Raw genomic sequence first — 18,617 nt, 5'->3', positions numbered from 1 at the left:
CGCCCGACGCGCCTGCCGGCCAGACCGCGCAGGCCCTCTTGCCGTATCACGGTCCGAGGACTAGCTTGAGGCCGGACAACCAACAGGCCAATCATGCGTATCGGCATTCTGAAATGCGGCCAATCGCCCGAAGAGATTCGTGGCGATATGGGCGATTATGACACCATGTTCGAAAGACTTCTTGCCGGCCGGGGGTTCGAGTTCACCAGCTACCACGTCGAGGCCATGCAGTTTCCGGCCGATGTCCACGACGCCCAGGGCTGGCTGCTGACCGGATCGCGCCACGGCGCCTATGAGGATCATCCCTTCATCCCCCCGCTCGAGGATTTCATCCGTCGCGCCTATCGCGCGCAGGTGCCGATGGTCGGCATCTGTTTCGGCCACCAGATCATTGCCCAGGCCCTGGGTGGGCGGGTCATCAAGCATCCGGGCGGCTGGGCGATCGGGGCTCAGGATTACCGATTTGACGATCAGACACTGACCTTGAATGCCTGGCATCAGGATCAGGTGGTGGAACGCCCGGCCGGGGCCGAGGTCGCAGCCAGCAACGAGTTCTGCGAAAACGCCGCACTGGTCTATGGCAGCCAGGCGTTCACCGTGCAGGCTCATCCCGAATTCGACGACGGCTTCATTCAGGGACTGATCACGCACCGGGCGCGGGGCAAGGTTCCCGATGAACTGCTTGACGACGCGCAGTCACGCATGGGTGGTGCGCGCCATTCGGCCACACTGGCCGACCGTATCGAACAATTCTTCAAGTCGCCGCGCGACGCCGCGGCCAAAGGTGCCGAATGAAAGCCCACTGGATTTCCGAAACTCCGCAGGCTGCGCAGGATTACATTGCCGGTCGACGCCTGGACGAGGTCGAATGCATCGTTGCCGACATTGCCGGCGTGGCCCGCGGCAAGGCGATGCCCGCATCGAAGTTTGCCCATCAGGAACGCTTCTATCTGCCCAATTCCATCTTCTTGCAGACGATCACCGGCGACTGGGCCGACAACCCGTCGGGGGCGTTTACCGAACCTGACATGATCCTGACGCCGGATTTTTCCACGGCGACCGCCGCACCCTGGACTGCGGATGTGACCTTGCAGGTCATCCACGACGTGACCGACCAATCCGGCCGGCCGGTGCCCACTGCCCCGCGCAACGTGCTAAAGCGCGTGGTCGACCTGTATCGCCAGAAAGGCTGGCAACCGATCGTCGCCCCGGAAATGGAATTCTTCCTGGTCGCCCGCAACATCGATCCGAACCAGCCGATCATGCCGCCGATGGGCCGGTCAGGTCGCCGCGCTGCCGCCAAGCAGGCCTATTCGATGTCGGCGGTCGATGAATACGGCAAGGTCATCGACGACATCTACGATTTCGCCGAGGCACAGGGCTTCGAGATTGACGGTATCCTGCAGGAAGGCGGTGCCGGCCAGGTCGAGATCAACCTCAACCACGGTGACCCTGTGCAGCTGGCCGACCAGATCTTTTATTTCAAGCGGCTGATCCGCGAAGCCGCCCTGCGCCACGACTGTTTTGCCACCTTCATGGCCAAACCGATCGAGGGCGAGCCGGGCAGTGCGATGCACATCCATCATTCGGTGGTTGGGCTGAAGGATGGTCGCAACATCTTTTCCGACGATCAGGGCCGTGAGACACCCGCCTTCATGCATTTCATCGCCGGCATGCAGAAGCATCTGCCCGCAGCCGTGGCGCTGCTGGCACCTTATGTGAACAGCTATCGCCGCTATGTCCCCGATTTTGCTGCGCCAATCAACCTTGAATGGGGGCGCGACAATCGAACGACGGGCCTGCGTGTGCCGATTTCGGGGCCGGAATCCCGCCGCGTCGAAAATCGCCTGGCCGGGATGGACTGCAATCCCTACCTGGGGCTGGCTGCCTCGCTGGCCTGCGGCTATCTGGGCCTGATCGAGCAGGAAAACCCCCGAGCCGAATGTCTGGGCGACGCCTATATGTCCGAGGACGAGTTGCCCTATAACCTGGGCGATGCGCTGGACCTGATGGATGAAAGCGTGCCCATGCGCGAGGTGCTGGGTTCCGAGTTCTTTGCCATCTATCAGGCGGTAAAGCGCAATGAATACAAGGAATTCCTGCAGGTCATCAGCCCCTGGGAACGCGAACATCTGTTGCTGAACGTATGAACCTGCTGTTTTCCAACGATCGGCGTGGCGAGTATCCGCCCAGCCTTTATGCGGCCAGCCGCAGCGCCCTGCCCGCATTTCCGCGTCAGCAGGGCGAAGAGCGCGCCGATGTCGTGGTCGTGGGTGCGGGCTACACAGGGCTTTCCGCCGCCCTGCACCTGGCCGAGGCCGGTCGCGATGTGATGGTGCTCGAGGCGCATCGGGTCGGCTTCGGCGCCTCGGGACGCAACGGCGGGCAGCTCGGCTCTGGCCAACGGCTTGAGGTCGACGAACTGGAACGTCTGGCCGGTCCAGAGGCCGCGCGTCGGCTTTGGGACATGGCCGAAGAGGCCAAGGCCCTGACCCGCGCCCTTGCGGCGCGCTGCCAGGTGCCGGTCGCTGACGGTATCGCCCACGCCTTTCGCAAGCCCGCCGAATTCGACCATGCCCGGCGACTGATCGACAAGCTGGCGCGCGATTACGGTTATGATCGGATCGAGCCGCTGGCGCGCGACGCGTTCCGGGCGCTGGTGCCGTCGGATGCCTATATCGCGGGCGAACTGGACCATGGCGCGGGGCATCTCAATCCGCTTGAACTGGTCCTGGGCCTGGCGCGGCTGGCCGATGCTGCCGGGGCGCGTTTGCGCGAACTTAGCCACGTTCACCACATTCGCCACGCCCGTCTGGCCAGTGACAAGACCGTGGTCCAGACCGAGAGGGGCCGCGTGCTGTGCGATCATGTCATCCTGGCCGGCAATGGTTACATGGGGCAGCTGAACGGCCATGTCGCGGCGCGGGTGATGCCGATCAACAACTTCATCGTGGCGACCGAGCCGCTGGGCCCGCGCGCCGCCCAGGTGCTGACCCGAAACATCGGCGTGCATGACACCAAATTCGTGGTCAATTACTGGCGGCTGGACCCCGAAGGCCGGCTGATCTTTGGCGGCGGCGAAAACGTCAGCTATCGCTTTCCGGCCGACATCTTTGCCAAGGTGCGCAAGCCGTTGTTGTCCATCTATCCGCAGCTTGCCGATGTGGCGCTGACCCACGCCTGGGGTGGAACGCTGGCCATCACGATGAACCGGATGCCCTGCTTTGCCCGGCCGGCCCCGAACTGCCTGTCGGCCAGCGGCTATTCCGGTCATGGCCTGGCCCTGGCCAATCTGGCCGGCAAGCTGATGGCGCAGGCAGTCCTGGGGCAAGCGCAGGGCTTCGATACCATGGCCGCCCTGCCCTCGCGCCCCTTTCCCGGCGGCGCGATGTTACGCTGGCCCCTGCTGGTAGCGGGAATGAGCTGGTATTCGCTGCGCGATCGGCTGGGTTTCTAGGCACCATCCCGATCGGATGGCGGGCTGGATTGCTGTTCGCGCCGCGCCTTGGCGCGGGCGATGCGATCAGCCATCTGCTTTTCACGATGGCGGTGATAGGCGCGGATGATCGGGACCGTCAGGTAATGGGCCGCGACGGACACAATCAGCCCTGGGACCAGACCACCAACCAGATAGGGGGTAAATATCTGTTCGTTGAACTGTGCCAGCTGATCCCAATGGGCACTGCGCTCGGGGCTCAGCGGGGCCAGAAGATTGTTCCAGAACTCGCTGCCGGCGCGGGTAAATTCCTCGAATATCAGATTCGGGGTAAACTTGCCCTCGACCCCCAGCATCCGCCGCCCCAGGCCGACCGAGATCAACGCGATGAAGGGCAGCGTCAGCGGATTGCCGACAAAGGTGCCCAGCAGCGCCGCCAGGATATTGCCGCGGACGATCCACGCCAGCAGCGCCGCGCCCATGAAATGAAAGCCGAAGAATGGCGTAAAGGAAATGAAGATTCCGCAGGCCCAACCGCGGGCGATGCGATGCGGCTGATCCGGCAGCCGGCGCAGCCGATGCAGCACATATTTGGATGCGCGCTTCCACCCCGAGCGCGGATAGAACAGTTCGGTCCACATCCGAGCATAGCTCAGTGGCTTGCGGCGTTTGAACATCGGGCCGATCTCAGCTTACATGCGCTGAAGGATCGCGAATGCGCGCGACTTGTGCAACGTCGCTTTCGGCCTCAAGCGCAGTCAGCAGCGCATGAAGGTGTTCGCGGTCGCGCAACTCTACCTCGACCCGCAGGCGGTAGAAATCGGGCTTGCGATCCACGAACTCGAGATCGGAAATATTTGCGCCCTGCGCCCCGATCAAGGTGCATATCCGTCCGAGAACGCCGGCATCATGACGGATGGTCAGCGACAGCATGGTGGAATAGGCAGGCGGGTGCTGGCCTTCGCGCCAGTGCAGATCGACCCAGCGTTGCGGACTGTCCTCGAACTCGGCCAGGATCGGGCAGTCGATGGCATGAATCACCACACCCTTGCCGCGATAGGTGATCCCGACGATGCGTTCCCCCGGCAAAGGATTGCAGCAGGGCGCGCGCGTGAATTCCTGATCTGCCTCCAGCCCGGCAACAGCGGCACGGCTGTCGATTTCGCTGCGTTTGGCCGCAAGTTCCGGGTAAAGCGTGCTCAGCACATCGTGAGCCGAAATTTCGGCACTGCCGATGCGGGCCAGCAGCTCGTCGGTATCGGGCAGCGCCATTGTTCGCGCCGCGGTGCGCAGCGCCTTGTCGCTCACACGACGGCCTACATGCTCGAAGGCGACGCGCACCAGCTCCGAGCCCAGCCGGATGAAGCGTGATCTATCCTCTTGCCGCAGGCTGCGACGGATCGCGGCCTTGGCACGGCCGGTCACGACAATGTCGAGCCAGGTTGCCTGCGGCCGCTGCCCCGAGGCGGCAATGATTTCGACCGACTGCCCGTTCTTGAGCCGTGTCCACAGCGGCACGCGGATGCCGTCGACCTTGGCGCCGACACAACTGTTGCCCAGACGTGTATGAATCGCATAGGCAAAATCCAGCGGCGTCGCGCCCTTGGGCAGCGGGATCACCTCGCCCTTGGGTGAAAAGCAGAACACCTGATCGGAATACATTTCCAGCTTCACGTGTTCCAGGAACTCGTCGTGATCCTCTTCGCCGAAACGCTCGGTCAGGCTGGAGACCCACTCGCCGGGATCGACCGCAAAGGGGTTTTCGGTGCGCACGCCATCGCGATAGGCCCAATGCGCGGCCACGCCGGCCTCGGCGACCTCGTGCATCTGGCGGGTGCGGATCTGCACCTCGACCCGTTTGCCGTCGCGTCCGGAAACTGTGGTGTGGATCGAGCGATAGCCGTTGGCCTTGGGCTGGCTGATGTAATCCTTGAACCGGCCAGGGACGGCGCGCCAGCGATGATGGATGACCCCCAGCGTTCGATAGCAATCCGGCTCGGTCCGGGTGATGATGCGAAAGCCGTAGATGTCGGACAGCCGGGAAAAGGACAGCTGCTTTTCCTGCATCTTGCGCCAGATGCTGAAGGGACGCTTGGCGCGGCCATAGACATCGGCCTCGATGCCCTCGCGTTCAAGTTCCATGCGGATATCGGCGGTGATCTTTGGGATCACATCGCCGGATTCGCGTTGCAGGCTGACAAAGCGCCGGATGATCGAGTTTCGTGCTTCGGGGTTGATGACCTTGAAAGCAAGGTCTTCCAGTTCCTCGCGCATCCACTGCATGCCCATGCGCCCGGCCAATGGCGCATAGATGTCCATGGTTTCGCGCGCCTTTTGCAGCTGCTTTTCCGGGCGCATCGACTTGATCGTGCGCATATTGTGCAGCCGGTCGGCAAGCTTGACCAGGATCACACGAAGATCGCGTGACATGGCCATGAAAAGCTTGCGAAAATTCTCAGCCTGCTTGCTGTGGGCGCCAGAAAGTTGCAGATTGGTCAGCTTGGTGACGCCATCGACCAGATCGGCGATCTCACGCCCGAACAACTGGGAAACCTCGTTCCAGGTCGAACGGGTATCCTCGATCGTGTCATGCAGCAGGGCGGTGACGATGGTTGCGTCATCCAGCCGCATTTCGGTCAGGATCGCCGCCACCGCCACGGGATGCGTGAAGTAAGGCTCGCCAGAATGGCGGAACTGCCCTTCGTGCATCCGCCGGCCGTATTCATAGGCATCGCGCAGCAGATCGGCATTCGTGCGCGGATTGTAGTTTCTGACAAGCGCGATCAGGTCTTCGACATCGATCATGATTCAGCCGAAGACCCCTGGTTCAGTTACGCCCTTGTGCTTCCAGCATCATGCGCAACATGCGCTCTTCGGATTCCTCGTCGGCCGGCTTGGGACGGTCAATTTCCGCGCCCAGCAGCAGCGCCATGGCGTCCTCTTCGGGTTCGTCGACCTCGATCTGGGTCTGGCTCGCCTCGATCATGCGCTCGCGCAGCTCGTCGACGGGTTGGGTTTCATCGGCGATTTCACGCAGCGCAACGACCGGGTTCTTGTCATTGTCCCGATCCACGGTCAGCGGGCTGCCGGCGGCAATTTCGCGGGCACGATGCGCGGCCAGCATCACCAAGTCGAACCGGTTCGGAACCTTGTCGACGCAATCTTCGACTGTCACGCGGGCCATAGGTCACCTATCATCTGGAATCGGAGTTCAAGGGCGAAACCGGAATATGTGCTTCGTCCACCGAAAATGTCAAGTTGTCGCCGGTCTTATATCCATCATTGCCTCGGCTGGCAAGGCGGCCAGCATCTGCGCCACGCCAAGGCCCAGGCGCGGATGGCACCAGTTCGGGGCAATCTCGGCCAGAGGGGCTAGAACAAAGCCGCGGTCCTGCAAGCGCGGATGCGGCAGGATCAGTTCCTGCGGGGCATGTAGCGGCTGTTGATCGGGTGGCAGCAGGCGCCAGCGGTCGTGCTGGGCAGTATCGGGGCAGACCATGTCCTCGACCGCCAGCAGGTCCAGATCCAGACCCCGCGCCTGCCAGCGGGCACCGCTGCGTTCGCGGCCCAGCTCCGACTCGATCGCGTGCAGATGTGTCAGCAGGCTGTCGGCCGGCAGGCTGGTGCGCAGCGCCGCCGCGGCGTTCACATAGTCGGGCCCAGAGCCGCGCGGATGGGCAGGCGTGATCCAGAAACGGCTGACGGCGGTCAAGGCGACCCCCGGCACCTGCGCTATCCTGTTCAACGCAAAGCGCAAACTGGCTTGCGGCGCACCTGCCGAACTAGGCAGGTTTGCCCCCAGAGCGACTAGGGCTAAGAAAGGTGCGTTCCGGCTTTGGCTGCCATTCATCTGGGGGAAACGTGTTTTACAAGGACGACCGACTCGCGCTGTTCATCGACGGGTCGAATTTATACGCGGCGGCAAAGGCTCTGGGTTTCGATATTGATTACAAGCTGTTGCGTCAGGAATTCGAGCGTCGTGGCAAACTGATCCGCGCCTATTACTATACCGCGCTGCTCGAGAACGAGGATTACTCACCGATCCGTCCGTTGGTCGACTGGCTGCACTACAACGGCTACTCGATGGTAACCAAACCTGCCCGTGAATACACCGATGCCCTGGGTCGGCGCAAGGTCAAGGGCAACATGGACGTCGAACTGGTCATCAATGCGATGGAACTTGCGCCGCGGCTTGATCACGCGGTGCTTTTTTCCGGCGACGGCGATTTTCGGCCGCTGGTCGAGGCCTTGCAGCGCCAGGGGGTGCGGGTTTCGGTGGTTTCCACGATGCGCAGCCAGCCGCCCATGATCGCGGACGAACTGCGGCGTCAGGCAGACAATTTCATCGAGCTTGACGCCCTGCGCGAGATCATCGGCCGTCCGCCGCGTGAAACGGCGGCAAGCGATGCGTGACTTCGCTGACCGGGCCTAGCGTTCGGTCAGCTTCAATTCGATGCGTCGGTTCTGGGCCCTTGCCTCGGGGCTGGTTCCGGGAACCACGGGGCGGGTGTCGGCAAAGCCCGTCGGCAGCAGGCGTTCTGCGGGAAAGCCGAGCTCATCCACCATGTAACGAACCACGGCCAAGGCGCGTGCCTGGCTGAGTTCGCGGTTGTCGCGATAGCGCCCCTGCCCGGATAGCGGCTGGTCGTCGGTGTGGCCATCCACACGGATGATCCAGTCGATTTCCGGCGGTATTTCCGGCACGATCTGGCGCAAGCTGTCGGCCACGCGGGCAATCTGCGCGCGGCCCTCGGTGGAAAGATTGGCCTCGCCCGGTGCAAACAGCACTTCCGAGGAAAAGGCAAACCGGTCGCCGACGACGCGCACGCCTTCCCGGCCAGCCAGGATCTGGGACAGCCGGCCAAAGAATTCGGAACGGTAGCGCGCCAGATCCCGGGCCTCGGCTTCGGCCTTCTGACGGGCCGCCTCTTCCAGGGCGCGGCGCTTGCGTTCTTCTTCGCTGGCGCGCAGCAGTGCCAGATTCAGCTGTTGCCCAAGATCCTTGATCCGGACATCCGCCGCCTCGCCCCGTTCTTCGGCGCTTGCCAGCACCTCGCGCAGCGAACCCAACTGGCTGTTCAACTGCGCCACCTGCTGATTGAGCAAGGCCACGCGGCGCTGGTCCTCGGCCGAGAGTTCCTGCTGTTCGGTCAGCTTTTGCTGGGCCACCGCCAGCAGCGCTGCCTGTCGCTGAGCTTCGCCGAGGTTTTCCTGGGCCTTTGCCTCGACTTCCTTGCGTGCCGCATCGGCCGCGGCCAGCAGTGTCAGCGTTTCCTGCGCCTGCTTGCGTGCGCTTTCAAGCTCCATGGTCATGGCCGCCAGCTCGCTTTCGGTGGCGTTCAGCCTGGCGTCCAATGCCTGCCGGGCGGTCTGGGCCTCATCCAGCCGGGCCTGGGTATCGCTGTTGCGGCGGCGAAGATCGGCCGTCAGTGCCTCCAGCGCGGCTCGGCGCGCGGCTTCCAGTCGTGCCTGTTCTGCTGCGGCATCCAGTTTTTCACCAGTCGCCGCCAGATCGCGGTCAAGTTGCCGGGCGCGATCCTGCGACAAGGCCAAGGCATCGGAAAGCTGCGCCACTTGCGCGCCAAGTTGGTCCAGTTCGCTGTCCTGGGTGGTGATCTGATCGCGCAGAACCGACTGAACCAGCAAAAAGATGGTCAGCACGAACATCATCACCATCAACAGCGCGGTCATCGCATCGACGAAGCCCGGCCAGATGGCGGCAGAGAAGCGGTTGCCGTTGCCGCGGCTAAGTCCCATCGCCATGCTCCAGCCGCCGTATCGCCCGGGTCAATGCCGCCATGTCAGCGCGCAATTCGGCAATAAGTCCGTCGCGACCGGCAGCTGCCTCTTCGACCAGACGCCCCAGTTGCACATCGATCGACCGCAACCGCATCCGCGCTTCGGGATCGTCGGTGGCTGTCGGGCCCCGCGACTGGGTCAGATCGATCAGTCGATCCTGTGCGTCGGCCAGCCGCGCCAGGGCCGGTGCCAAATTGGTCTGATCGGGCACCGTGCCGCGTGCTGTTTCAGCATGCTCGAGCATGCGCGTCTGTATCTCGGCCAGCCGCTCCAGAACGGCCAGTATCTGCGGCCCGTGATCCGGCGCGGCCGAGCGATCGCGCATTTCCATCGCGGTTTCCAGCCGCGCCAGCGCCTGGGCGCTGATGCTGCGCTGTTCCTCCAACGCGCTGACCAGGGCATCCCGTTCGCGTCCCATCAGCGCGGTCAGCTCTTCGACCCCGCGGGCCAGTGCCAGCGACCGCTGATCGGCAGCCGAGGATTCCTCGTCCCGGATCTGGTCTCGTTCGGCGTAGAAATCCTGCAGTGCGGACAAGCGGCGATCCATACGATCGACAAAGCCCATCAGCGCTGCTTCGGCCAGCCCCTGCCCCTCGGCTCCGGCCAGCCCGATGCGGGTAAATCCCGACATCCATTCTTCGAGTTCGCGGTAAAAGCGATTCTGCCCATGGGTTGCGAACAGCTCCAGCAGTCCCACCACAAGCGAGCCCGCAAGACCCAACAGGGAACTGGAAAACGCCGTGGCCATGCCGCCCAGTTGCGATTCCAGCCCGGTCATCAGCTTGTTGAAAACCTCGATTCCGGTTTCGCCATCGGAAGGCGCCAGTGCCCGGATGGTATCGACCACCGCCGGCACCGTTGTCGCAAGACCATAGAATGTGCCCAGAAGCCCCAGGAATATCAGCAGATTCGCCAGATAGCGCGTAATGTCGCGCGCCTCGTCGATGCGGGTGGCGACAGACTCGAGGATCGATCGGGCCGATTCGGTGGAAAGCACTGTGCCCTGCGGCCCACCCTGCCCCAGCAGCGCCGCCAGCGGCGCCAGCAGTCGCGGCGCCTGATCGGGCGCATCCAGCGCGGCCGCTGCGCCCGCGCCGCCGCCTCGGCGCGCTGCAAAGCGTTCGATCCAGCTGACCGATTTGACCAGTTCGGCCACCTGCCAGAAACAGGCCAGTACCCCCATGACGAATACCGCCAGGATCAGGCCGTTCAGTGCGATGTTGGATGAAAATACGGACAGGATGCGCCCATAGGTCCACCAGGCACCGGCGATCACCAGCACCAGCACCACCAGCATCATCACGATCTGGCGCACCGGCTGCGAGAATTGCGGCTGGCTGGGAACCGCGGCGGCATTGCGCTGGGCCGACAGTCGGGCGGCGCGCGCCCGGCGCCCCTGGGGCGGGCCGGAGTTTGCGGGGGGCAGTTCAGCGTCGTTGCGGGACAAAGGGCATCCTCTGGCTGCTTCGGCCCGACTTTAGGGGCAGAAGCCCCTGCTGCCAAGCGATGCCATCAGCAACAATGGTCCCCGCCGTTGCGTTTCATCAGCTGCGCAACCCGCCGGGCCAGATCATGAATCTGCGGCTCGTCTATGTTCATTTCCTCGAGATGCCGCGCGGTGTTGAACAGGTATTCGGCGTTGGCACCGCTTTTGCCGCGGGCTTCGGCGATGATGCGGGCCTGATCAACCGTGTCCAGATCGGCCCAATACTGGCGATGGTCGCGGCGAATGACATAGGTCAGCCCTTCGACCTGACGCCCGTCCTCCAGAAAGATCGGCAGCTGCACCTCGGCATAGGCATCGGTGGGCAGCTCGCGCCGCCGCAACAGCGTCAGCGTTGCCGGCCAGTCCCGTGCATGGACCCGCAAGGCAAGCCCATGACAGCAGGCGCCGGGCTGCAGTTCCAGCCCCAGAACCAGACCAGGAGTTTCGGTCGTGCCGCGGTGAACGACGGAACGCATGCAGAAGCTGCGGGCAAAGTCGTGGGCATGGGCGCGGACCGCCTCGGCCACCGGGAAACCCGGGTTCCACATCAGCGAACCATAGGCAAAGACCCAGTGATCACTCATTCTTGTCCCCGAACGGGTGCATACAAGCCACGCAATCCAGATTAGGACAGCCGGGCCGACCTTCCAAGGCGGTGCGAAGCAGAGGTTTTGCGATGAAGCGTCTAACTCGCCTCTTGATCCTGGGGTGTTTGGCGGTGGTGGTTCTGTGGTGGGGGTCCGAGACGCTGCTGGTGCGGCAGTTGTCGCGCCAGCTGGCACAGGAATCCGCAGTGACCATCCAGCAGATCGCAGCCCTGCGTCAGCCGGGCCGGGTTGGCGTCGATGCGACCGGTATCGTGATCCGCAGCGACCGGGGCCGGATCACATTGCCCGAAGCCAGGCTTTGGCTGGCCGCGACATCGCCCGCGGTGCTGCGACTGGACCTGCCCGAGCAAGCTGGGGCGGATCTGGGTGGTGGGCCGGTCATCGCCGATCTGGGGGATGCGCATGTCAACTTGCGCCTGCGGCCTCTGCATGGCTTGCAGATCGGAACGGCTGTTGCTGCGGCCGGTCCCTTGAAGCTGGAAGGCGAGACATTGGCCAAGGCGATCAGTGCCCAGGCCGTGCAGGCGAATGTTCCCGAAGATGCACCGGTCGGCACGGCCGCGGCCTATGATCTGGACATGTCGGTCACCGGTTTGTCGGCATCGCTGTTGCCGGCCGGTCTGCCGGAAGGTGCAGAACTTGATGGCAGCCTGCGCGCTCGGCTGTGGCTGGATCGCGCAGCAACCCCAGATAGCCTTGCCGATCCCCTTCGCACCCCGCGCCTGCTGGGGTTGGACATCAGCGATGGACAGCTGCGCGTCGGTCGCCTGAATGCGCGTATCGTCGGGAGTATTTCGGCAGACGAGCAGGGCCGCGCGCAGGGTCATCTGGGCATTTATACAAGCGACCCCCGACCCTGGCTTGCCCTGGCGGCCGAAAGCGGCTTCATCCCGGCCAAGGCGGTGGTGCTGGCCGCAACGATGCTGGACAATATCGCAGCCATGCCATTGCCGCCGGGCCCGGCGCAGGAACTGCCCGCGCCGCAGGCTGGGGAAATGCGCCTGCCTTTCCTGATGGAGAGGGGACGGATCAGCCTTGGCGCCCTGCCCCTGGGACCAGCGCCAGTGCTGATGCGCTAGATCAGGCCTTGTTGCCGGGTATCGGTGGCGATGCCTGGCTGCGGCCGAAATCCGGGGCGGCGGTGTCCTGGCCTGCCTCGATGATCCCACGCCGAATGGCACGGGTCCGGGTAAAATAGTCGTGCAGATGCTGACCGTCGCCCATGCGAATGGCACGCTGCAACACGAAAAGCTCTTCGGTGAACCGACCAAGAATGTCCAGAACCGCGTCCTTGTTCTGCAGGAATACATCCCGCCACATCGTCGGATCGGATGCGGCGATGCGGGTGAAATCGCGAAAACCGGCGGCGGAATACTTGATGACCTCGCTTTCGGTGACGCGCTTGAGGTGATCGGCCACGCCAACCATCGTATAGGCGATCAGGTGCGGGGTATGGCTCGTCACCGCCAGCACCAGATCATGATGGGCGGCATCCATGCTTTCGACATTGGCGCCCATCGCCCGGATCAATGCCGTCAGCCGCGCAATCGCCTGTGCATCGACATCCTCGGCCGGGGTCAGCAGCCACCAGCGGTTGTGAAACAGCGTGGCAAAGCCCGATCGCGGGCCGGAATGTTCGGTGCCCGCCAAGGGATGGCCCGGAATGAAATGCACGCCTGGCGGGATATGGGGGGACACTTCGTCGACCACAGCCCGCTTTACCGACCCCACATCGGTCACGATGGCGCCCGGGCTCAGATGCGGGGCAATGCGGGCCGCGACCTCGCCCATCGCGCCGACCGGAACCGCCAACACCACCAGATCGGCACCGGCAACCGCCTGTTCGGCAGTGTCCACGACCCGATCGACAAGATCGATCTCTGCCGCCACCCGACGGGTTTCGGCCGATCGCGCATAGCCCACCACCTCGCCCGCCAGGCCAGCCTGGCGCATTGCCAGCGACATCGATCCCGCGATCAGGCCCAGACCGATCAAAGCAACCCGCTGGAACATCGGCTGCATCAGCGATCCCCTGCGCGCTGGGCCATGAACTGGCCGATGACATGGGCAACACGGCGGCAGGATGCCTCGTCTCCGATAGTGATGCGCAGGCAATGCGGCAGGCCGTAACCTGCGACGCGCCGCACGATCAGACCTTCGCGCTTCAGCGCCTCGTCGCAGGCCTCGGCGGTGGCGGTGTCGGCAAAGCGAGCAAGGATGAAGTTCGCGCAGGAGGTGTCCGAAGGCACCCCCTTTTCTGCCAGCGCCTCGGCCAGCCAGGCGCGCATGCGCGCATTCTCAGCCTGGCAGCGCGTGACGTGATCGCGGTCGCGCACCGCAGCTTCGGCCGCCTCGAGCGCCGCCGACGACAGGTTGAAGGGGCCGCGGATTCGGTTCAGCACATCCACGATCGCCTGCGGCCCGTAGCCCCAGCCCACCCGCAGGCCGCCAAGACCGTAGATCTTGGAAAACGTCCGCGTCATGAAAACGTTGGGCAGCCGCGTCGCCAGCTCGGCACCGCCATCGTAATCCTCGACATATTCGGCATAGGCGGCGTCGATGACCACGATCGCATGCGGCGCGGCGCGGGCCAGACGCTCAAGCTCGGCCAGGCCGATCATCGTGCCGGTGGGGTTGTTCGGGTTGGCGACAAAGATCAGTCGCGTGTGCGGAGTAACTGCGGCGATCAGCGCGTCGACATCGGTGACGCGCTCGCGCTCGGCCACCTGAACGGGAGTGGCGCCAGCCGCCTGGGCGCTGATCCGATACATCAGGAATCCGTGTTCGGTGAACAGAACCTCGGTGCCCGGACCGGCATAGGCCTGGCACAGGAAATGGATGATCTCGTCCGAGCCGACGCCACAGATGATGCGGCGCGCATCCAGGCCGTGAACCTCGGCAATGGCCGCGCGCAGGCCGGAATGATCGGTGCTCGGATAGCGGTGCAGGTTGTGAACGGCACGGGCAAAGGCCTCGCGCGCCTTGTCAGAGGGGCCGAAGGGGTTTTCGTTCGACGAAAGCTTGGTGACATTTTCCACCCCGGCAATCTTGGCGGCGCCGCCCTCATACAGGGCGATGTCCATGATGCCGGGTTGCGGGGCGATGGTCGTCTGGTTCTGCGACATGGCGGGCCTCTTGCAAGCCCGGCCGTCTTAACCCCGCTGAATGGCAATGGAAAGCCTCGACCGCACGGCGCGGCCGATGCCGCCCGTCACTGCGCCGCCAGCGCCTTTTCCAGTTCGGGCAGGAAGCGGTTGGTATAATCGTCGCGGACCAGGGGCCCTGCGTGCCGGTAAAGGATACGGCCGTTTCCGTCCAGAATGAAGGTTTCCGGCGGCGCGGTTACCCCCCAATCGATGGCGACGCGCCCGCGCGGGTCGGTGGCCAGCGCATGAAAGGGATCACCGTGTTCGGACAGGAATGCCTGGGCATTGGCCTCGGGGTCTTTCAGGTCGACGCCATAGACGGGCATGCGGGCCGAAAGCTCGGTCAGGGTCGGATGCTCGGCCCGGCAGGGCGGGCACCAGCTGGCCCAGAAATTGACCAGCTTGACCCCGGGCTGGCGCAGCATCTCGTCGGTCAGCTGGGTCTTGCCGGGCAAGGTGGTCGCCCCGACCGATGGCGCCTCGCGTCCGATGAAGGCCGAGGGCAGGTCATTGGGGTCCGAGCGCAGCAGCGCCCAGCCGGCAACGGCGGCAAAGCCGGCAAAGATTGCGACCGGCAACAGCATCATCGGCGACAACCTAGCCACGATCCTCGAACTCCTCCAATGCGCGGCGGGCGCGGCGGCTGGCCAGCGCGCTTTGCACGATCACCCCCACCAAGAGCAGCAGGCTGACGCCATAGGCAGCAAGCACCGTGCCCGCGTATTTGCCCAGATCGATCAACTCCGGTTCTCCTTTGCCAACAGGGCGGCCAGGCGGCGGCGGCGAATCTCGGTCCGGGTGCGGACCAGCAGCAGCGCCAGGAACAGCAGGAAAAACCCCAGCATGGTCAGATACAACGGATAGCGATAGACCGCCGACATGCGTTCTCCCGGCGCCAGCGACAGCGACGCCCCCTGATGCAGGCCCTGGTTCCAGAAATTGACCGCGTAGCGCGACAGCAGCGCAAAGACCGAACCGACCAGGCACAGCACCCCGGTCAGATCGGCGGCGCTGTCGGGATCCTCGACCGCCGCCCACAGCGCGATATATCCCAGATAGAACAGGAACAGGATCAGAAAGGATGTCAGCCGCGGATCCCATTCCCACCAGGTGCCCCACATCGGCTGGCCCCAGATCGCCCCGGTAACCAGCGCGATCAGCGTCATCACCGCGCCCACCGGCGCTGCCGCCTTGGCGGCCAGCGCACTGACGTGATGACGACGGATCAGCCAGATCAGCGAGGCGGCAAGCATCATCAGCCAGATGTTGATCGCCATCAGCGCCGCCGGAACGTGCAGGAAGATGATCTTGACGGTCGAGCCCTGCTTGTAATCCTCGGGGGTCAGAAAGCCCCAGACCAGGCCGGTAACGGTGCAGACCGCGGCACCCGCCACCGCCCAGGGCAGCAGCCGCCCCGAGGTGCGCATGAACTTGGCAGGATTGGCGTATTCCCAGATCGACATCAGCCCTCACTATCCGCTGCGGCGGCTTGGCTCAAGCCCGCTCACCGCAGATTGACCCGCAGCGCCGCAGCCGCGGCAAATGGCACAAGCGCCAGCGTCGCAAGGGAAATCGCGCCCAGAAACGCCAGCGCTGTGCCCGGATCGCCCCCTGCGGCAGCACGCCGCACCGCATCGGCGCCAAAGATCAGCGTCGGCACATAAAGCGGTAACACCAGCAACGACAGCAGCAACCCGCCGCGGCGTAGCCCCACTGTCACCGCCGCGCCAAAGGCGCCCAGCATCGACAGCGCCGGCGTGCCGATCAGCAACGACACCACCAGCCACGGATAGGCCGGCGCCGGCAGATGCAGCAGCAGTCCGAACACCGGCGCCGCCAATGCCAGCGGCAGCCCCGTGACCAGCCAATGCGCCAGCGCCTTGGCCGCCACCACGCCCTCGAGCGGCAGGGGGGCGGTGGCCAGCAGATCCAGCGAGCCGTCCTCGTAATCCAGGGCAAAGATGCGATCGAGCGACAGCAGGCACGAGAGCAGCGCCGCCACCCACAGCACGCCCGCGGCGATGGGGGCCAGCTGCGCTTGCTGCGGCCCGACGCCAAAGGGCACCAGCGTGCAGACGATCAGGAAAAACGCCAGCGCCAGGCCGAAACCGCCGCCGGCGCGGATGGCCAGTCGCAGGTCGCGCCACACCAGGGTTTTCATCCGAATGCCTCGTTGAAACCTGCCGGTCGCGGCGGGGGACACAGGTTGCGGGCGCGATAGGAGCTGAGGTCCAGGCTGTCGGCCTCGGGCAGGCCAAGGTCGATATGGGTGGCGATCAGCGCTGCGCCCCCCTGCCCCAGGTGGCGCCGCAGGGTGTCGGCAAAAAGCTGCACCGAAGCCGCATCCAGCGAGACCGTAGGCTCATCCAGCAGCCACAGCGGCCGGCCGGTGACCAGCAACCGCGCCAGACCCAGGCGGCGCTTCTGACCGGCGGAAAGCGCATGCGCCGGTCGTCGCGCCAGCGCGGTCAGGTTCATCTGCTCAAGCGCCGGGCCGACCGTGCCACCACCGAAGATACCCGCCCAGAAGGTCAGATTCTCGGCCACGCTCAGCGCCGGCTTCAGCCCGTCGGCGTGGCCCGCATAGGCCATGATCTCGGGCGCGGCCTCGATTTCGCCGGCCGCGGCCGGCTGCAATCCGGCCAGCGTGCGCAGCACCGTGGTCTTGCCGATCCCGTTCGGGCCGCGCAACAGCAGCACCCGCCCCGGCTCGAGCACGAAAGACAGCCCTTCGACCGCCCGCAGCCCGCCCCGCGCTACCGCCAGATCGCTGACGGTCAGCAGATTCATACCGGCAGCAGCGCGCAGGCCACGCGCCGCCCTTCGGAAAGCGTCACGTTATAGCTGCGCGCCGCCGAGGGGGTGTTCATCGGCTCGGCCATCAGCCCGGCCCGATCCAGCGCCGCCCGCAATTCCGCCGAGGGCAAGGCGATGTCGGCGCCCATGCCCAGAAACAGCACATCGATCTGTCCCGCCAGTGCCAGCAAGGCGGCGCGATCCTCAAGTCCGCCCCAGGGCGTGACCCCGGACGCGGTCACGATGACCGCACCGCGATGCACCACGCCGCCGACACGGAAGAATCCGGGCCCATAGCCGTCGATCGGCACCGCCCCCAGAAACTCGGTCGGGACCATGTTGGCCATCAGGGCGCGTCCCGGAAGGCGGCGGGCACATCCTCACCCACGGGCTTGTCCTTCTTGTCGCCGGGCTTGGACCAGTCGCGCTTGACGCCCAGCCACAGCACCACGTTCTTGGCGACATAGACCGTTGAATAGGCGCCGACGAACACCCCCCACAACATGGCGATGACAAACTCGCGGATGACGTCGCCGCCAAAAATCAGCATGGCGGTCAGCGCCAGCGCGGTGGTGACCGCCGTCATCACAGTGCGCGACAGGGTTTCGTTGACGGTCAGGTTCATCACGTCGATCAGCGGCATCGACTTGTATTTGATCAGGTTTTCCCGCAACCGGTCAAAGACCACCACGGTATCGTTGACCGAATACCCCAGCGTGGTCAGCAGCGCTGCAATAGTGGTCAGATCGAATTTCAGCTGGAACAGCGCGAACAGGCCCAGCGTCAGCAGCACGTCATGCGCGATCGACACCACCGCGCCCAGGGCGAACTGCCATTCGAAACGCAGCCAGATGTAGAACATGATGGCGATGGTCGCCGCCCCCACCGCATAGATCGCGGTCTTGATCAATTCGCCCGAGACCTTGGGCCCGACCGATTCCACCGCCGCAAAGCGCACTGCCGGATCGACGGTTTGCAGCGCGGCCTCGACCTGGTTCAGCTGTTCGGGCGTGACCGAGCCGGCGCCCTCGGTCGTGCCGATGCGGATCATCGCCACATGCTTTTCCTGGCCGAAGGACGGGTCGAACACCTCGGTGATGGCGACATCGCCCAGGTTCAGATCGCTCAGCGCCTGGCGATAATCGCCCACCTCGAAGGCGGTCGGGCTTTCGGTGCGGATGGTGGTGCCGCCCCGGAAATCGATGCCGAAGTTCAGCCCCATCACCAGGACCAGCACCACCGATGCCACCATGGCTACAGCCGAGATGCCAAAGGTAAGCCACTGCCAGCGAAAGAAGTTGAAATTGGTCTGGTCGGGCACCAGCTTCAGACGAAAGGCCATGTTC

21 protein-coding genes are annotated in these 18,617 nt (G+C 64.5%); 5 read left to right on the top strand and 16 right to left on the bottom strand.

Annotated elements, in window-relative coordinates; translation table 11 throughout:
• The first annotated feature begins 93 nt into the window (after positions 1-93).
• Genes GB880_RS11655 through GB880_RS11645 form a run of 3 tightly spaced genes read left to right on the top strand, consistent with a single transcriptional unit; the run spans position 94 to position 3,457 of the window.
• On the top strand, positions 94-795 hold the full coding sequence (locus tag GB880_RS11655; RefSeq protein WP_154490184.1) for a type 1 glutamine amidotransferase: 702 nt from the start codon (positions 94-96) through the stop codon (positions 793-795).
• Entirely contained in the window at positions 792-2,150 is a 1,359-nt protein-coding gene (locus GB880_RS11650; RefSeq protein ID WP_154490186.1) for a glutamine synthetase family protein, read from the top strand. The genes GB880_RS11655 and GB880_RS11650 overlap by 4 nt, the downstream gene beginning before the upstream one ends.
• Complete coding sequence (locus tag GB880_RS11645; protein ID WP_154490188.1) at positions 2,147-3,457, top strand: NAD(P)/FAD-dependent oxidoreductase; 1,311 nt, start codon at positions 2,147-2,149, stop codon at positions 3,455-3,457. Before GB880_RS11650 ends, GB880_RS11645 begins: the two co-directional genes overlap by 4 nt.
• Here the strand turns inward: GB880_RS11645 and GB880_RS11640 are convergent.
• The 4 genes from GB880_RS11640 to folK form a co-directional block, all read right to left on the bottom strand.
• Positions 3,454-4,113 (bottom strand): DUF2062 domain-containing protein, encoded by a 660-nt coding sequence (locus GB880_RS11640; RefSeq protein ID WP_154490190.1) that lies wholly within the window; start codon positions 4,111-4,113, stop codon positions 3,454-3,456. The two genes, GB880_RS11645 and GB880_RS11640, sit on opposite strands and share 4 nt — an antisense overlap.
• Positions 4,114-4,123: 10 nt before the next feature.
• Entirely contained in the window at positions 4,124-6,241 is a 2,118-nt protein-coding gene (locus GB880_RS11635) for a RelA/SpoT family protein (protein ID WP_154490192.1), read from the bottom strand.
• A 22-nt stretch (positions 6,242-6,263) separates the two neighbouring features.
• Entirely contained in the window at positions 6,264-6,620 is a 357-nt protein-coding gene (gene rpoZ / locus GB880_RS11630) for a DNA-directed RNA polymerase subunit omega (protein WP_154490194.1), read from the bottom strand.
• A 69-nt stretch (positions 6,621-6,689) separates the two neighbouring features.
• Entirely contained in the window at positions 6,690-7,286 is a 597-nt protein-coding gene (folK, locus tag GB880_RS11625; RefSeq protein WP_154490196.1) for a 2-amino-4-hydroxy-6-hydroxymethyldihydropteridine diphosphokinase, read from the bottom strand.
• Positions 7,287-7,297: 11 nt separating this feature from the next.
• On the opposite strand from folK, the gene GB880_RS11620 reads away from it, so the two are divergent.
• Positions 7,298-7,849: a LabA-like NYN domain-containing protein gene (locus GB880_RS11620; protein ID WP_263467149.1), complete on the top strand. Its 552-nt coding sequence runs from the start codon at positions 7,298-7,300 to the stop codon at positions 7,847-7,849.
• Between the two features lie 15 nt (positions 7,850-7,864).
• Here the strand turns inward: GB880_RS11620 and GB880_RS11615 are convergent, their stop codons facing one another.
• The 3 genes from GB880_RS11615 to GB880_RS11605 all read right to left on the bottom strand — a co-directional run bounded on the left by GB880_RS11615 (position 7,865) and on the right by GB880_RS11605 (position 11,305).
• Positions 7,865-9,193, bottom strand: a complete 1,329-nt coding sequence (locus GB880_RS11615; protein ID WP_154490315.1) for a peptidoglycan -binding protein — start codon at positions 9,191-9,193, stop codon at positions 7,865-7,867.
• Positions 9,183-10,682, bottom strand: coding sequence for a hypothetical protein (locus GB880_RS11610; RefSeq protein WP_154490198.1), 1,500 nt, complete (start codon positions 10,680-10,682; stop codon positions 9,183-9,185). The genes GB880_RS11615 and GB880_RS11610 overlap by 11 nt, the downstream gene beginning before the upstream one ends.
• 65 nt (positions 10,683-10,747) lie before the next feature.
• Positions 10,748-11,305, bottom strand: coding sequence for a gamma-glutamylcyclotransferase (locus GB880_RS11605; RefSeq protein WP_154490200.1), 558 nt, complete (start codon positions 11,303-11,305; stop codon positions 10,748-10,750).
• A 92-nt stretch (positions 11,306-11,397) separates the two neighbouring features.
• Between GB880_RS11605 and GB880_RS11600 the strand changes: the two genes are divergently transcribed.
• Positions 11,398-12,408 carry a DUF2125 domain-containing protein gene (locus GB880_RS11600; RefSeq protein WP_154490202.1) on the top strand — a complete coding sequence of 337 codons (1,011 nt, stop codon included), beginning with the start codon at positions 11,398-11,400 and terminating at the stop codon, positions 12,406-12,408.
• A gap of 1 nt (position 12,409) precedes the next feature.
• Here the strand turns inward: GB880_RS11600 and GB880_RS11595 are convergent, their stop codons facing one another.
• The 9 genes from GB880_RS11595 to secF form a co-directional block, all read right to left on the bottom strand.
• Positions 12,410-13,351 carry a prephenate/arogenate dehydrogenase family protein gene (locus tag GB880_RS11595; protein ID WP_154490204.1) on the bottom strand — a complete coding sequence of 314 codons (942 nt, stop codon included), beginning with the start codon at positions 13,349-13,351 and terminating at the stop codon, positions 12,410-12,412.
• Positions 13,351-14,454: a histidinol-phosphate transaminase gene (gene hisC, locus GB880_RS11590; RefSeq protein ID WP_154490206.1), complete on the bottom strand. Its 1,104-nt coding sequence runs from the start codon at positions 14,452-14,454 to the stop codon at positions 13,351-13,353. The genes GB880_RS11595 and hisC overlap by 1 nt, the downstream gene beginning before the upstream one ends.
• Before the next feature lie 86 nt (positions 14,455-14,540).
• Entirely contained in the window at positions 14,541-15,059 is a 519-nt protein-coding gene (locus GB880_RS11585) for a DsbE family thiol:disulfide interchange protein (RefSeq protein WP_154490319.1), read from the bottom strand.
• Between the two features lie 13 nt (positions 15,060-15,072).
• Entirely contained in the window at positions 15,073-15,216 is a 144-nt protein-coding gene (gene ccmD / locus GB880_RS11580) for a heme exporter protein CcmD (RefSeq protein WP_154490208.1), read from the bottom strand.
• Positions 15,213-15,938, bottom strand: coding sequence for a heme ABC transporter permease (locus GB880_RS11575; protein WP_154490210.1), 726 nt, complete (start codon positions 15,936-15,938; stop codon positions 15,213-15,215). Before GB880_RS11575 ends, ccmD begins: the two co-directional genes overlap by 4 nt.
• 41 nt (positions 15,939-15,979) lie before the next feature.
• Complete coding sequence (gene ccmB, locus GB880_RS11570) at positions 15,980-16,636, bottom strand: heme exporter protein CcmB (protein WP_154490212.1); 657 nt, start codon at positions 16,634-16,636, stop codon at positions 15,980-15,982.
• Positions 16,633-17,265 (bottom strand): heme ABC exporter ATP-binding protein CcmA, encoded by a 633-nt coding sequence (gene ccmA / locus GB880_RS11565; protein WP_154490214.1) that lies wholly within the window; start codon positions 17,263-17,265, stop codon positions 16,633-16,635. Before ccmA ends, ccmB begins: the two co-directional genes overlap by 4 nt.
• Positions 17,262-17,618 carry an Mth938-like domain-containing protein gene (locus tag GB880_RS11560; RefSeq protein ID WP_154490216.1) on the bottom strand — a complete coding sequence of 119 codons (357 nt, stop codon included), beginning with the start codon at positions 17,616-17,618 and terminating at the stop codon, positions 17,262-17,264. The genes ccmA and GB880_RS11560 overlap by 4 nt, the downstream gene beginning before the upstream one ends.
• Entirely contained in the window at positions 17,618-18,613 is a 996-nt protein-coding gene (secF, locus tag GB880_RS11555; protein ID WP_154490218.1) for a protein translocase subunit SecF, read from the bottom strand. The genes GB880_RS11560 and secF overlap by 1 nt, the downstream gene beginning before the upstream one ends.
• Positions 18,614-18,617 lie beyond the last annotated feature (4 nt).

It is taken from the genome of Paracoccus sp. SMMA_5_TC, from assembly GCF_009696685.2.
GTDB lineage: Bacteria > Pseudomonadota > Alphaproteobacteria > Rhodobacterales > Rhodobacteraceae > Paracoccus.
The sequence above is the reverse complement of the archived record's forward strand: the minus strand, read 5'-3'. Positions and strand labels throughout refer to the sequence as shown.